Below are 14,687 nucleotides of genomic sequence, written 5' to 3'. Positions count from 1 at the left end.
CGCGGGGGAGGCGGCATCCTTCCGTCAGGCCCCCGCGGCAGCCGTGACCCGGCGCTGGTGGACGCGCAGGTGCAGGGTCGCCAGGTCGAGCAGAGGGGTCGCCACGCCGAGGGCGCGGGCCCGGGCGGTCAGGTCGCCGAAGAGGTGCTCGACCTCGGTCGGACGGCCCGCCGTCAGATCGCGGTAGAGCGACGGCACCATCGGCGAACCCGACGCGGACACCACGGCGAGCGTCGCCGCCCGCTCCTCCTCCGGTACGGGGTGCCCGGCCGCGGCGGCGACCGCGGCGGCCTCGTCGAGCAGCGCCGGGCCGAGGGCGGGACCGCCCGGCACGTCGTACACCTCGCCGACCGTGCCGCGCATCAGGCTCGTCACCGCGCCGAACGTGGTGATGAACACCCACTTGTGCCACATCGCCGTGAGGACGTCGGCCGGAACCGGCGCGTCGATGCCCGCCCCGTCGAGGACCTTCCGGATCCGCTCCACGCGCGCGGAGACCGTCCCGTCCTGCTCTCCGAAGGCCAGATGGGCCAGCGGCGCGAGCCGCCTGATGTCACCCGAGTCGTCGAGGGTGGTCACCACCTTGGCCACGCCGCCGAGGACGGCCGACGCGCCGAAGCGGGCGTTGAGGGCGTCCATGTGGGCGAAGCCGTTGAGGAGCGGTACGACCGCCGTGTCCGGCCCGACGGCCGGGGCGACGTCCTCGATCGCCCGGTCGAGCCCGGTGGACTTCACCGACAGCAGGACGAGGTCGTACGGCTCGCGCAGCTCGTCGGCCGTGACGAGGCGGGGCTCCACCGCCCACTCCTCGTCACGGCCCACGACCCGCAGCCCGCGCTCGCGCAGCGCGGCCGCCCGGGCCGGGCGGACCAGGAAGGTGACGTCCTCGCCGGCACGGGCGAGCAGGGCACCGAAGTAGCCACCGGTGGCACCGGCGCCGACGACCAGGATCTTCATCGGGATGAACCCTTCGTGAGGCGCCCCGGGGGCGCGGTCGTGAGGAGAGGGGTGAGCAGGCGGTGCGGCCGGGCGAGTGCCGCCGTCACCGGGTCGTCGTCCGGGGCCGGGGCGGCGAGCCCCGGGCCGGGGGCGACCAGGACGTCCTGGACGGGCACGGCCGCGCCGCAGCCGGTGCAGCGCCCGTCCGGTTCGAGCGGCGCCTCGTCCCGCGCGTGCAGGAAGACGCGGCGCGGGCCGCCCTCCGCCGCGTAGAACTCCTCGCCCCAGGCGGTGAGCGCCCGGACGGCCGGCCAGAGCGCGACGCCCTTGGGCGTCAGCCCGTAGACCTCGCGGCGGCCCGTGCCCGTCTCGGGGCGGCGCGCCAGGACGCCCGCCCCGGTGAGGGCGGCGAGCCGGTCGGTGAGGACGGCCCGGGGGACGCCCAGATGCGCGGCGAACTCGCCGAACCTGCGGACCCCGTAGAAGGCGTCGCGCAGGATCAGCAGCGTCCAGCGCTCGCCGACGACCTCCATCGAGCGGGCGAGGGCGCAGGTCTGACCCCGGTAGTCGCGAGGAAGCGTCATGGGCGGAGCCTAGCGCAGAAGAGTTCGGTCACCGAACTGTTTTCGCGCGGGGAACCGTTTTCACGCGAGTGAAAGGGGCGACTAGGCTCTCGCTCACCATGAACCAGCCCACGGAACCCAAGGCCGACAAGTCGGGAGTGCGCCGGCACAACCTGAGCCTCGTCCTGCGGACCGTCCACGAGGCCGGCGAGACGACCCGCGCGGCCGTCGCCGCCCGCGTCGGGCTCACCAGGCCCGCCGTCTCCTCCCTCGTCGAGCAGCTCCTCGACCTCGGCCTCCTCGTCGAGTCGGGCAAGACCTTCAGCGGGCAGGCGGGACGGCCGGGCACCGTGCTCAAACCGGCCGACACCGGGCCCGCCGGCCTCGGCGTCGAGATCAACGTCGACTACGTCACGGTCTGCGTCGTCGACCTGACCGGCGCCGACCGCGTCCGCCGCACCGAGCACCTCGACAACCGGGACGCCGAGGCCGCCGACGTCCTCGCCCGCGCCGCCCGCATCGCCGCGGACGCCCTGGACGCCGCGGCCGAACGGCACCTCGCCCCGGCCGGCGCCGGACTCGCCCTCCCCGGACTCGTCTCCGACGGGACCGTCCGGCAGGCCCCCAACCTCGGCTGGAACGAGATCCCCGCCGAGGCCCTCTTCGGCGAGGCGCTCACCGCCCTGCGCCCCGGCACCGCCGGCCTCCCCGTCACCTCCGACAACGAGGCCAACATGGCGGCCCTCGCCGAGCTGTGGTTCGGCGAGCTCGGCCCCCTCCGCACCTTCCTGCACCTGACGGGGGAGATCGGCGTCGGCGGCGCGATCGTCGTCCACGGCGAACTCCTGCGCGGCGCCCACGGCTTCGCCGGCGAGATCGGACACCTCGTCGTCGACGCCGAAGGCCCGCGCTGCCGCTGCGGCTCACGCGGCTGCCTGGAGCAGTACGCGGGACAGGCCGCCCTCCTCGCCTCGGCGGGCGCCACCGGCGTCCCGGACCTCGCCCGCCGTGCCGGGGCCGGGGAACCACGCGCCCTCGCCGCCCTCGCCGACGCCGGCCGGATGCTCGGCCGCGCCGTGTCGGGGGCCGTCAACCTCCTCGACCCCGAGGCCGTCGTCCTGGGCGGCATCTACCCGCACCTGATGCCCTGGCTGGCCCCCGCCGTCGCCGAGGAGCTCGCCACCCGCGTCGTCTCCGGCCTCTGGACCCCGGACGCGGAGCGCCTGCGCCCGGCGTCCGCCACCACCGACGCGTCGCGCGGCGCGGCGGCCCTCGTCCTCCACGACGTCCTGTCCGACCCACTGGCGTACGCGAAGGCCTCGGGCGCCTGACCGACGTGAAGGCCTCGGGCGCCTGACCGACGTGAAGGCCCCGGGTGCCTGACCGACGTGAAGGCCTCGGGTGCCTGACTGACGCGAAGGCCTCGGACGTCCGACCGACGTGAAGACCTTGGGCGTCGTCCGACCGACGCGAAGGCCCCGCGCGTCCGACCGACCGGTCGTCGAGAATCCTCGACCGCTCTCATCCCGCTCTCACGCGGGCCTTATCCCGTCATCACGCGCCGCCCCTAGCTTCGCGCCCATGTTCCTCACCTACCTCCGGCGCGAACTGCGCCGTCGCAGAAAGGCGGCGCTCGTCGTCGCCTCCGGGCTCGCGCTCGGGATCGCGCTGGTCATCGTCGTGAACTCCGTCTCCGCCGGCATGAGCCGGGCCCAGGGCAAGGTCCTGGAATCCCTCTACGGCCTCGGTACGGACCTGACGGTGACCAAGGCGCAGGAGCGGCCCGAGGCCGGCGCACAGCCGCAGCGACCGCGGTTCGAGTTCCAGGGCAAAGAGGACGGCGAGGAACAGAGCAGCGACCGGCTGATGGTCCAGGGCTTCCAGACCCTCGCCGACTCCACCGTCGGCACGGTCGCGAAGCAGCAGGGCGTCGACCGGGCGGTGGGCGGCCTGAGCCTCGTCAACCTGAAGATCAACGGCGAGTTCGCGCGCGGTCGGATCCAACGCGGCCAGGCACAGCAGACCCGGCCCGGCGGCCCGGGAGGCGAAGGCGGCGCGAACGGCGGCGGTTCCGGCCCCGGCGACACCGTGACCGGCGGCGGCGCGGCCTTCGACGTCGACTCCTTCACGATCTGCGGCACCGACGTCACCGCCCCCGACCTCGGCCCCCTCACCACCTCCACCGTGTCCACGGGCCGCACCTTCAGGACCACCGAGACCGATGCCGAGGTCGCCGTCGTCGACAGCGCCTACGCCCAGGAGAAGGACCTCTCCGTCGGCGACGAACTGACCGTCAAGGGCGTGGGGTTCGAGATCATCGGCATCGCGACCGCCGACCGCGGACAGTCCGCCGCCCAGGTCTACCTGCCCCTCGAGCGGGCACAGACGCTTTCCTCCTCCGCCGGCAAGATCACCACGATCTACGTGAAGGCGACCGACTCGACGCGCATCGAAGCGGTCAAGACCGCTATCCAGAAGAACGTCCCCGGCACCACCGTCACCTCCTCCGCCGACCTCGCGCAGACGGTCTCCGGCTCGCTCGACACCGCCGCCGACCTCGCGTCGAACGTCGGCAAGTGGCTCTCGTACGCCGTGCTGCTCGCCGCCGTCCTCGTCGCCGGACTCCTCACCTCCGCCGCCGTCGGCCGCCGCGTCCGCGAGTTCGGCACCCTCAAGGCCCTCGGCTGGAAGAGCGGCCGGGTCACCCGCCAGGTCGTCGGCGAGGCCCTCGTCAACGGTGTCATCGGCGGTGTCCTCGGCATCGCGATCGGCCTTGCCGGAGCGTACGCCGTCACCGCCGCGAGCCCGACCCTCACCGCCGAACTCGGCGCGAACGGCGGCGGGTTCGGCGGCGGACGCGGCGGCGTCATGGTCTTCGGCGGCGGCCCCGGCGGAGCCCGTACGGCGGTCGGCAGGACGGTCGACATCGCCCTCACCGCCCCCGTCAGCGTCACCACCGTGGGCCTCGCCGTCCTCCTCGCCCTCGGCGGCGGGCTCGTCGCGGGCGCCTTCGGCGCCTGGCGCGCCTCCCGGCTGCGCCCGGCCGACGCGCTGCGCCGCGTCGAGTAGCCGACCGCCCCGGGCGCGTCCCGCCCCGATCCACCGGACACGCCCGAACCCACCCACGAACCACGGACCACGGACCACGGATACGGACCACAGGAGTCCCACCATGTACGAACTCACCGGCGTCACCAAGCAGTACCGGCGGGGACAGCAGAGAGTCGACGCGCTCGCCGGGATCGACCTCACCCTCGACCAGGGAGACCGGCTGGTCATCCAGGGCCCCACGGGCGGCGGCAAGTCGACCCTCCTCCAGATGCTCGGCGGCCTCGACCGCCCCACCTCGGGCCGCGTCCTGCTCGACGGCACCGACCTGGCCGCGCTCTCCGAGCGCCGTCTGACGGCCGTGCGCGGCCAGAACATCGGCTTCGTCTTCCAGAGCTTCAACCTCATTCCCACGCTCACCGCCCGGGAGAACGTGGAGACCGCGCTCGTCCCCCTCGGGGTCAGGACCGCCGAGCGGCGCACCCGGGCCGCCGAGGCGCTGGAGTCGGTCGGTCTCGGCGAGCGCCTCGGGCACCTGCCGTCCGAGCTCTCCGGCGGCCAGCAGCAGCGCGTGGCCATCGCCCGCGCGCTGGTGAAGCGGCCCAAGGTGCTCCTCGCCGACGAACCCACCGGCAACCTCGACGAGTCGATGCGCGACGAGATCGTGGACCTGCTCGAAGGGCTCTGCGAGGAGCACGGGCTGACCTTCGTCATGGTCACCCACGACAGCGCCGTCGCCCGCCGAGCCCCCCGTCTGGCCACGATCCGGAAGGGCCGGATCACGATCGAGGAGAACCGGCGGACGGCGGCGGACCGCGTCGAGACCTGAGCGCCCTCGCCCTCCACGGACACCCCGTGGCCACCAGGGTCCGGGCGGACCGGGCCGGGTCCGACCGGAACAGGTCGTTCATCGGTAGGCCGTCCGTGTGTCGGCGGGGGCGGACGGGCGGGGGCCGTTTCTGTGGCTCGGTCATGAGGCCCTTCCGGCCGTTCCTGAGGTGACGGCTCGTCGGATGATCTTCATGCGCCGTGGTCACAGCGGTGAATGTTCGGAAGGCCAGGGCCCTTGGTCCTCGGCCGCGGTTCCACGACAGGCCTTTGTCAGTGGTGGCCCCTACCGTTCTCACCATGACGACGACGACCTATCTGGAGCTGTCGCAGGACGGCGGCGGTGCCCACAAGTTCTACGAAGTGACCGTCGAGGACCTCACGGTGTCGGTCCGCTACGGCCGGATCGGATCGGACGGGCAGACCCAGCGTTCCACGTTCCCGACGGTGGCGAAGGCGCAGGCCGCGGCGGCGAAGAAGATCGGTGAGAAGGTCCGCAAGGGATACGCCCCCGCCGTCCCGGGGCAGCGCGCCGCACGCCCCGTGACGCGCCGCGAGGTCACCTCCGCGCCCTCCACCGCGCGGGCCGTCGCCCCCGTCCTCTGGCGCTTCCGCACCGGCTCGGCCGCCTTCGGAATCCACGTCGACGAGGAGCGCTGCTGGGTGGGCAACCAGGCGGGGGACGTCTTCACGCTCGACCGCGGCGGCGAGGTGCAGGCCCGCTTCAGCCTGCCGGACGGCGTCAAGTGCCTGGTCGCCGACGACTTCTGGATCTACGCGGGCTGCGACGACGGCAAGGTGTACGACCTCTCGTCCAAGCTCCCCTTCGCCGCCTACGACATCGCCACCGACGTCGACATCTTCTGGCTCGACATCCACGAGGGCGTCCTGCACGTCGCCGACCGCTCCGGACGGCTCACCGTCATCGACCACGAGGACGAGCACCAGTGGGCGCGCGGCGGCCAGGGCGAGCACGCCTGGATGGTCCGCGCCGACGGTGACGCCGTCTACTACGGGGACACGCGCGGCGTCGCGGCCCACGCGCCGGACGGCGGCGGCGAGCTGTGGCACACGGCCACCGACGGCGCGGTCCTCTTCGGCTGGCAGGAGGACACCGCGGTCTACGCGGGCACGTCCCGCAAGAAGGTGCAGCGGCTTGCGAAGAAGGACGGGCGCGTGGAGGCGGTGTACTCCTGCGACAGCCCGGTCTACTCCTGCGCCACCTCGCCCGGCGGCCGGTTCGTCTTCGCGGCCGACTCGGCCTCCTCCGTCTACTGCTTCGCGGAGGACGGCACCCGGCTGTGGAAGCTGGGCACGGGCGGCGGTTCGGCGCTCTCCATGCAGTACCGGGACGAGCGGCTCTACCTGGTGACCACGGACGGTTCGCTGGTCTGCGTGGACGCGAGCGAGGCCGCGATCGAGGCCGCGCAGCAGGGCACGGTCCCGGTTGTGCGGGACGTCAAGCTCGCCGCCGCCCTGCCGGTGTACGAGCCGGCCACGACCGCGACCGCCGTGACCGCCGTCAGCGACGCGCCGGCGGGTTCGGTGGTCGTGGAGTGCGTGACCGAGTCGGGCCGGACCAGGGTGCGGGTCGTCTCGCAGGGATACGAACCCGGGTGGAACGTGCAGTTCCCGCGGGCGATCCGCGAGCCCGGTGCGCGGTACGTGGTGGACGCCCTGCACCCGGCGGCGGGCGGGTTCTACCGCGTGCGCGGCGACATCCGGCGGCTCCTGTGACCACCGGCGGAGGGGGCGGCTCGGGCGTGTTCGAGGCGGCCACGGGCGACGGGCCGCCGCTGCCCCCGGCCGAGGCCGAGCAGCGCTCCAGGGAGATCCGCGCGGCCGTCGACGGGCTGCTCCAGATCAGGCGGCTGACCCTGCGCCAGGGCGGCGACCCGAGGATCGTGCCCGCGGACTGGGAGCGCCGACGACCGGTCCGCGCGGTGGCCCTCGCCCTGGAGTCCGGCGGGATCACGCCCTCGTCCGTGGACGCCGCCGGGGCCCGGCTCTCCACCGGATACCGCGTCAGGGCGGGGGAGCGGCCCGACACGGCGGTGGTGGAATGGCTGGGGCCGCCGGGGGCGGGCGCCGCCCGGGAGGAGACGGAGGCCCTGGGTGCCTGCGTGCCGGTCCTGGCGCGGCTCGGCTGGGAGGCGCTCCTCTACAAGGGGCCGCGCGGCCGCCGCTTCCTGGAGGTGGAGCCCATGGCCCGGTGAGCCCCGGCCGTCAGGCGATCGAGGCGGAGACGATCGCCGAGACCGCGATGTTGCAGGAGGCCGTCACCCAGACCGCCGGGTGCGGCTCGGGGTCGACGAGCGTGGCACCGAGCTTCCCCGGCGTGACCAGGTCGACGACGAGGAAGGCCACCGCCATCATCACCAGGCCGAGGAGGCCGAACGCGGCGGTGGAGACGAGCCCCTTGCCGAAGTGGTCGTACGTCGTCCAGATCGAGGTGAAGACGATGCCGCCGATCCCGAGGAGCGCCGAGCTCAGCAGGATCGCGGCGTTGCGGTTGCGGTCCTCCCAGATCTGGCGCCCGAGCTTTCCGGGGGTCAGCAGGTCCACGAGCACGATGCCGAGGATCAGCAGGACCACACCGAGGGCGCCGTAGGCGCCGGCCCGGCCGAGGCCGTTGACGATGTCGCTCATGAAGTGCCGGCTCCGAAGGTTGAGATCACGGGGGATCGGTGGTCAAGGACCGGCAAAATGTAGCGCACGGGTCAAGCGCGCCCACCGCCCGCCCGAAGCCCGGGCGGACGGCGAGCGGAGACGATGAATCCTGAAGGCCCGTGACCGTGGGCTTCAGGGCTTGGCGGCGTGGGTGTCTCCACGGGGGCGTGCCGGCCGTGGCGCGCCCACCGTCGGCTACTCCGCCGCGGGATGGGTCAGTCTCCACCGGGGCGCCACGTCCGTGCTTGTCGGATGGCGACGCGGGACGCCCAGACCCACAGGAGTAGACCGACCACGAGCACGACGCCGGCTGTCGACAGCAGCAGACCTCCGGTGATGGAGGACTCACCGTCGGCGGACACCGGCGCCGCGAGGGCGGCCGCGATCGCGGTGCCCACGGTTCCGGCGAGCGCCAACGGGAGGAGGACCGACCACGCCGCGGTGGTGCGGAAGACGCGCAGCCCGCCGGTGAGTACGGACAGCGGTGCGAGTGCGCGGCCCTGGCGCAGGAACTCCGCCATGGCGCTCAGGCCCGCGGTCGTGGCGAGCACCGCGATGCCGACCATGCCGAACAGTGCGCTCCAGCGGCCCTGGTCACGGTTGGGGACGCCTGCGGTGAGCTTGCTCTCCCCTGGCGCCCTGACGGCCGCTCCGCGGGGAAACACCTCGTATGACAACTGTTTGAGCGCTGGGACGGACAGAGGTTCCCCGTCCGGTCGCAGAAGGGCGAGGGCCCTCCCCGTGTCGTCGGGAGCGGCGAGTTCCGCCAGTCTCCGGTCATCGGTGCGGCGGATCAGCAGCGTCGGATCCATGGGAGAGGTCCAGCGGATCAGCTCGCGCAGCCTCGGGTCCGCCGGGAGCCCGTTGACGCGTGTCTCGTGCGCGGGGCAGGGCAGATGGAGGGAGGTCAGGGCGGCGCAGTTGCCGTACAGGGTCAGGTGCTTCTCCTTGCCGCCGGCCGGTGGAGCCAGCAGCACGGCCTCGGTCGCCGGTGCTTTGGCGAGGAAGGCGGCCATGGCGGATGCCGACACGTCGCCGCGTGCGCCCACGGTGACGAGGCTGCGGCCGATGCGGTCGAGGGTTTGCCGTGCCTCGGTGGCCTGCGTCCCGAACAGTCCTTGCCAGGCGATCGCCTGCATGAGCACGATGAGCGCGATCGAGACACCGGTGACGAGCCGGGCCGTCCCGCCGGGATGCGCGCTGGTACGCCGGCCCGCTACGAGCGTTCCGGGCAGGCCGTGCGAGCGTCCCCGGCGGGTGAGCAGGTTTCCGGTCTTGGCGGTGATGGTCGCGATGGCGGCCGGAAGGGTCAGGATCGTGCCGGCGATGCCCGCCCAGCTGGTGAGCGTGCGCAGTACGGTGTCCGCCGCGAAGAGGTCCGGCCCGCGCACCGCCAGGATGATCGCGAGGGGGCACAGCACGGCCAGGCGGGACAGCCAGGGGGTGCGGGACGTGCCGCGCGGCCGGGTGCCGGAGGCACCGCGGCGGGGCGCGAGGTCCGCGAGGACCACGGTCGCCAGGACGATCAGGAAGGCCGCGAGCGGTGCGAGCACGGCGGCCCAGCCGTAGGGGCGAAGGTGGGAGGAGGAAAGGACGTAACCGGTGTAGGGGAGACGGACGTCGTGCAGTACGGCTGCGGTGACCGCCGCGGCGGCGACGACCGCGCCCAGGGCGGCCGGAGGCCCGGCCTCACCGGTGGCGATCAGGGCACGGTCCAGCCGCCGCCCGCCGAGTGCGGCGACGAGCGCGGTCCTGCGATCACGGGCATGTGCGCCGGTACGCGCTGCCACGACCAGCAGAGCGACGGCCGGCAGAACGAGCATGCCGAGGACCGCCGCCTGGAACATCCCCTCGGGCTTGTCGTCCACCCGGCCCGAGCCCGGCTCCAGGCCGGCCACCACTCGCCCCGCCGCCGGACCGAACCCGGTGACGACGGAGTTGGGCCGCTCGGGGCGCAGTCCGTCGCGCGGGCGGACATAGGCGAGCCATTCGGAGGGCTCGTCCAGCCCTTCCTCCCCGATCGTGCCGGCCAAGGGGCCGTAGCGGTGGTCGATGTCCTCACCGGCGCCCGCCCTCCGCAGCGCCGGCGACAGGACCGCCTCGCCCGGCGCGGGCCAGCGGTCCAGTCCGGGCGGCAGAGGCGCGTTCCCCTTGTGGGGAGCCACGTACACGACGCTGAACCGGCGCTCGCCGTCGAGCGAGTCGGACCCCACGAGCCACAGCGTCACGTCGGCAGCGTGCTCCAGGGCCCCGTCGGGGGCGACGGGCGTCCTGGCCGTCCGGCGCTCCTCCTTGCCCGCGTACACGGCGTGGACGGCGACGAGGCTGCCCAGGCTGAGCGCGAGAACCAGCGTCGCGAGGAACAGAGCGACGAAGCGCACGCCTCCCGCCTCGGCGCGCCGGCCCGCCACGCGCCCGATGGCGAGGAGCCGGCGCGCAAGCTCCGGAGCGTCCCCGCTCGGCGTCACGGCCCTCATGCGGACGCACCGGAGGAGATCGTCTTCAGCGTGCCTGCCTCAAGACGCAGGGTGCGGTCGGCCCGTGCGGCGATGCCCGGATCATGGGTCACCACGAGCAGCCCGCACGCGTGGCGCCGGGGCAGCCCGAAGAGCAGCTCGGCCGTGCGGTCGCGTGTTTCCGTGTCGAGCGCGCCGGTCGGTTCGTCGGCGAGCAGCAGAGCGGGTTCGTTGATCAGGGCACGGGCCACCGCGGCTCGCTGCCGCTCTCCGCCGGACAGCTCCTCGCTCGTCTCCGCCTGCGGTACGCCGAGGTCGCCCAGGAGCTTCTGCGCCCTGTCCCGCGCGCCGCGACGGTCGGTGCGGGCCAGGAGGGCCGCGAGCATCACGTTGTCCAACGGGCTCAGCTCCGGGAGGAGTTCACCGAACTGGAAGACCATGCCGACCGCCTGGGCGCGCAGTGCGGCCAGGTGCGCGGGGCGCAGCCCGACGATGTCGGTGCCCGTCACCTTCACCGACCCCGCTGTCGGTCTGATCAGACCCAGTACACAGGACAGCAGCGTGCTCTTGCCCGATCCGCTCGGACCGGTCACCGCGACGGATTCACCGGCGCGCAGGGTCAGGGAAAGGCCGGTGAACAGCTCCCGCGCGCCGAGGGAGTGCGTCAGCCCCTCGATCTCCAGGACGGGTTGTCCGATCTCCGTGGTGTGTGCCGCGCCCACTTGCTGTCCTCACTGTGCTGGCTGCTCGGTAGACCTCTCGGTAAACAGGAAAGGAACACGTGACGCACGAGAACCCTTGAATGCCATCCCTGTCTCCTTGCATCGCTCCACGCCGACAATGAAACAGGCGGGACCCCGGGGTGCTGCGCAGGCCGGCGATCGGCTTAAAAACGATGCAATTCGACCGGGGGTGTCCTGCGAGTCGCCCCAGGAGATCCAGAAACGGTCAAGGCCGCGAAATCGAGCCAATGAGAAAGGCGCCCGGACGGGGTCGAATGGTGTTCCACGGCGTCAAATCTCCGTGCCCATTCCATGGGTGTCGCTCTCTGGCACCGTGACTCGCGACCTCTGCAGAGTCGGCGGGGAAGAGGGCGTCTTCGATCCGGCTCATCTCGGCTTCGCCCAGTTGTGCTGTCGACCACCCACGGGGCTGTGCCGGCCGGTTCGAGGTGTGCCGGCTGCAACGTCTCCCACGCGCGCGGCAGCATCCGCTCCCCGCAGGCTCACCCGCAACACCCCCCGGGCCGGGATCTCCCGAGCCGCCGTGGAGGCCGCCATGACAGGGGCTTCCAGACATCCCTCCCGGGGCTGCCGAGCGAGGCCCCCCTCCGATCGTCATGTCATCCCGGGGGCCTTTCGGTTGCTCGACACCGGTGCAGGGCCTGTCGTCACCTTCCCGTCTGCCCCGTGACGCCTGGCACGCCCTCTCGCCGCACAGGGCGAAAGCCCGAGTGCGTCCCGTACGAGGACTTCCCCCCCGGCACGCCGACGCCCCCAGGGCCCGGTAGGCGGGGCCGTCGGTGTGCGCCCGGAAGGGCTGCCCGGCGCTCTCCGCCTCCACCCGGGCGCCCCACGGGGCGGCCGAGGAGCCCACCACTGGCGGGCAGTTGGTGCCGAGGACGGTGACGGCGGGCCGGGCCCACAGCTCGTCGGCGACCGGGCCCGTCCCGACGAGGGACACCCCGTCCAGTACGCCCGCATCGGCTCGGCGGCGAACAGTTCGGGCCGCAGCGGCAGGAGCTGCTCCAGACCGCCCATCCCTTGCTCCTCCGAACCCTCCGCCATGAACTTGACGTTCACCGGGAAGCCCCGGCCTTCGGGCCCGCCGAGGGCGCGCAGCGCCGTCAGGTGCATCACGATGTTGCCCTTGCAGCCGGCGGCGCCGCGTCCGTACCAGCGTCCGTCGCGTTCCGTGAGTTCGAAGGGCGGAGTCCGCCAGGCGGTGTCGTCGAGGGGCGGCTGCACGTCGTAGTGGCAGTAGAGCAGCACCGTCGGCGCTCCCTCGGGACCCGGCGCGTGCCCCGCCACCGCGTCCGTGCCGTCCGGGGTGGTCACCCAGTGCATGTGCCCGGAGCCCGGCCTCCGTGAAGGCCCGCACGAGGAAGGCGGCGGTCTTCGCGCACTCCTCGGGCGGAAACTGGCGCGGGTCGGCGGCGGAGCGCATCGCCTCCAGCGCGGTCAGGTCCTCCTTCGCCCGGGGCATCAGCGTCCGGATCCTTTCCCGCAGGGCTGCGGTCTCGGCGGACATGCCCACCCAGTCAAGCAACAGTGATCAAGAGCCGCAAAACATGACTCAAGTGGCCCATTCAGAGTGGGTCCCGGAGGGCGAGAGGGAACGATCGGGACGAGGGTGGAGGGCGTACGCGTCCGCCTCCCGCACCTGGAGAACCCCATGGGCCACCCCAATCGACGCGATCTCGGACTGCTGGTGCTGAGAGTCGGCACCGGTGCCGTGCTCGCCGCGCACGGCACGCAGAAACTCCTCGGCTGGTTCGGCGGCGGCGGCCTCGAAGGCACCACCAAGGCGATGGAGGCCATGGGCTTCAACCCGGGCCGCCAGAGCGCGATCGCCGCCGGCCTCGGCGAGGCGGGCGGCGGAGTCCTCCTCGCGCTCGGCCTCGCCACCCCGGCGGCCGGCGCCGCCGCGGCGGGTGCCATGGCCGGAGCCGTCGCCGTCCACGCCCCCGCCGGCTTCTTCGCCCAGGGCGGGGGCTACGAGTACCCGGCCTTCCTCGGCTTCACGGCCGCCGGGATCGGCATCACCGGCGCCGGACGCTACTCCCTGGACCACGTCACCGAACACGTCCTCGACCGCCCGTGGGTGGTGGCCGCCGCCTTCCTCGGCACGGCGATCGCCGCCGCGGCCGTCGTCGGCCGCCGCGCCCAGGAACAGGCGTCCCCCGACCCGGCTCCCGACGCCGAATCCGAGTCGGCGTAGGACAACTTCCGCAGGGGACCCGCACGCGTCCGTCGCGCGGGAGGGTTAGGCTCGCCGCAGTAAGGAAGGGACGGGCGCCGCACATGAAGATCGATCTGACGGACACCGACGCCAGCAAGATCAACAAGGCGATCCTGCAGGGGCGCAGGGCCGTCGGCACCCCCGCCGTCGGCGCCGTGCTCACCCTCGTCGTCGTCACCGACGAGGAGAACGCGTACGACTCCGTCAAGGCGGCCAACGAGGCCTCACGGGAACACCCCTCCCGCACCCTCGTCGTCATCAAGCGCCACGCCCGCACCCCCCGCGAGCGGTACGTGACGCGGCTCGACGCCGAGGTCCGGCTCGGTACCGACGCCGGCTCGGGTGAGACGGTCCTGCTCCGGCTGTACGGCGAAGTCGGCGCCCGCGCCGACTCCGTGGTCCTGCCGCTGCTCCTGCCGGACGCGCCCGTCGTCGTCTGGTGGCCCGTCGACGCCCCCGAAGTGCCCTCCCGGGACCCGCTGGGCGCGCTCGCGCAGCGCCGCATCACCGACATGTACGCGGTCGAGGACCCCCTCACCGCCCTGGAGAAGCGCGCCGCCTCGTACGCCCCCGGCGACACCGACCTCGCCTGGACCCGGCTCACCCCGTGGCGTTCGATGCTGGCCGCCGCCCTCGACCAGGCGCCGCTCACCGTCACCTCCGCCGCCGTCGAGAGCGAGGCGGAGAACCCCAGCGCCGAACTCCTGGCTCGCTGGTTCGAGGTCCGGCTCGGCGTCCCCGTCGACCGGGTCGTCACCGACGGCCCCGTCGTCACGGCCGTCCGCATGGGCACCCCCGACGGGGAGATCCGCATCGACCGGCCCGAGGGGCCGGTCGCGCGCCTCGCCATCCCCGGCCAGCCCAGCAGGGTCCTCGCTCTGAAGGTCCGGACCACCGCGGAGCTGATCGCCGAGGAGCTCCGGCGCCTCGACCCGGACGAGGCCTACGCGGCGGCGTTGCGCGGCCGCGTCTGACGGGCCGCCCCGGCCCCGCCCGTGCCGGGCGTCGCACCCACGGGGGGGCGGCCCCTCCGGCCCACCCCCCGTGTGGGCAATCGTCCCGCTGGGGCGGGACGGGTGGGCACACGGGACGGCGCCCTGAGCGGCGCCTCCGCGTTCCGCGCCTTGGCCCGCACCACGTGTGCGGCGCGCATCCGGTGCGGGTTCAGGCGCGGGAGCCTAGGCCCGGCAAGGGGCGCCGTCCGTTGTGCCCACCCGTTCCG

Annotated in this window: 12 protein-coding genes and 1 pseudogene; 7 read left to right on the top strand and 6 right to left on the bottom strand. The window is 73.5% G+C overall.

Going from position 1 to position 14,687, the window contains the following annotated elements; all coding sequences use genetic code 11:
* Positions 1–24: 24 nt before the first annotated feature.
* Positions 25–957, bottom strand: a complete 933-nt coding sequence (locus tag ABZ318_RS35445; RefSeq protein ID WP_356906542.1) for a ketopantoate reductase family protein — start codon at positions 955–957, stop codon at positions 25–27.
* Positions 954–1,523 carry a helix-turn-helix domain-containing protein gene (locus ABZ318_RS35440; protein ID WP_356906541.1) on the bottom strand — a complete coding sequence of 190 codons (570 nt, stop codon included), beginning with the start codon at positions 1,521–1,523 and terminating at the stop codon, positions 954–956. The genes ABZ318_RS35445 and ABZ318_RS35440 overlap by 4 nt, the downstream gene beginning before the upstream one ends.
* 98 nt (positions 1,524–1,621) lie before the next feature.
* Between ABZ318_RS35440 and ABZ318_RS35435 the strand changes: the two genes are divergently transcribed.
* From ABZ318_RS35435 to ABZ318_RS35415, 5 genes are all read left to right on the top strand, one after another.
* Positions 1,622–2,833 carry an ROK family transcriptional regulator gene (locus ABZ318_RS35435; protein ID WP_356906540.1) on the top strand — a complete coding sequence of 404 codons (1,212 nt, stop codon included), beginning with the start codon at positions 1,622–1,624 and terminating at the stop codon, positions 2,831–2,833.
* A 250-nt stretch (positions 2,834–3,083) separates the two neighbouring features.
* Positions 3,084–4,571: an ABC transporter permease gene (locus ABZ318_RS35430; protein WP_356906539.1), complete on the top strand. Its 1,488-nt coding sequence runs from the start codon at positions 3,084–3,086 to the stop codon at positions 4,569–4,571.
* Positions 4,572–4,674: 103 nt separating this feature from the next.
* Positions 4,675–5,379, top strand: a complete 705-nt coding sequence (locus ABZ318_RS35425) for an ABC transporter ATP-binding protein (RefSeq protein WP_356906538.1) — start codon at positions 4,675–4,677, stop codon at positions 5,377–5,379.
* Between the two features lie 299 nt (positions 5,380–5,678).
* Positions 5,679–7,115, top strand: coding sequence for a WGR domain-containing protein (locus ABZ318_RS35420; protein ID WP_356906537.1), 1,437 nt, complete (start codon positions 5,679–5,681; stop codon positions 7,113–7,115).
* A 26-nt stretch (positions 7,116–7,141) separates the two neighbouring features.
* Positions 7,142–7,594 carry a hypothetical protein gene (locus tag ABZ318_RS35415; protein ID WP_356906536.1) on the top strand — a complete coding sequence of 151 codons (453 nt, stop codon included), beginning with the start codon at positions 7,142–7,144 and terminating at the stop codon, positions 7,592–7,594.
* Between the two features lie 10 nt (positions 7,595–7,604).
* Here the strand turns inward: ABZ318_RS35415 and ABZ318_RS35410 are convergent, their stop codons facing one another.
* From ABZ318_RS35410 to ABZ318_RS35395, 4 genes and pseudogenes are all read right to left on the bottom strand, one after another.
* Complete coding sequence (locus tag ABZ318_RS35410; protein ID WP_030694261.1) at positions 7,605–8,027, bottom strand: DUF350 domain-containing protein; 423 nt, start codon at positions 8,025–8,027, stop codon at positions 7,605–7,607.
* A 236-nt stretch (positions 8,028–8,263) separates the two neighbouring features.
* Positions 8,264–10,525: an ABC transporter permease gene (locus tag ABZ318_RS35405; protein WP_356906535.1), complete on the bottom strand. Its 2,262-nt coding sequence runs from the start codon at positions 10,523–10,525 to the stop codon at positions 8,264–8,266.
* Entirely contained in the window at positions 10,522–11,226 is a 705-nt protein-coding gene (locus ABZ318_RS35400) for an ABC transporter ATP-binding protein (RefSeq protein ID WP_356906534.1), read from the bottom strand. Before ABZ318_RS35400 ends, ABZ318_RS35405 begins: the two co-directional genes overlap by 4 nt.
* Positions 11,227–11,992: 766 nt before the next feature.
* Positions 11,993–12,754, bottom strand: a pseudogene (locus ABZ318_RS35395) (M20/M25/M40 family metallo-hydrolase); the annotation flags it as partial.
* 144 nt (positions 12,755–12,898) lie between these two features.
* Between ABZ318_RS35395 and ABZ318_RS35390 the strand changes: the two are divergent.
* Together ABZ318_RS35390 and opcA are read left to right on the top strand one after the other, a co-directional pair.
* On the top strand, positions 12,899–13,444 hold the full coding sequence (locus ABZ318_RS35390; RefSeq protein ID WP_356906543.1) for a DoxX family membrane protein: 546 nt from the start codon (positions 12,899–12,901) through the stop codon (positions 13,442–13,444).
* An 83-nt stretch (positions 13,445–13,527) separates the two neighbouring features.
* Positions 13,528–14,439 (top strand): glucose-6-phosphate dehydrogenase assembly protein OpcA, encoded by a 912-nt coding sequence (opcA, locus tag ABZ318_RS35385; RefSeq protein WP_356906533.1) that lies wholly within the window; start codon positions 13,528–13,530, stop codon positions 14,437–14,439.
* The last annotated feature ends 248 nt before the right edge of the window (positions 14,440–14,687 follow it).

The sequence above is a fragment of the Streptomyces sp. NPDC006197 genome, assembly GCF_040613865.1.
Taxonomy (GTDB): domain Bacteria; phylum Actinomycetota; class Actinomycetes; order Streptomycetales; family Streptomycetaceae; genus Streptomyces.
Note: the sequence above shows the minus strand (reverse complement) of the source record. Positions and strands in the feature narration are given on the sequence as shown.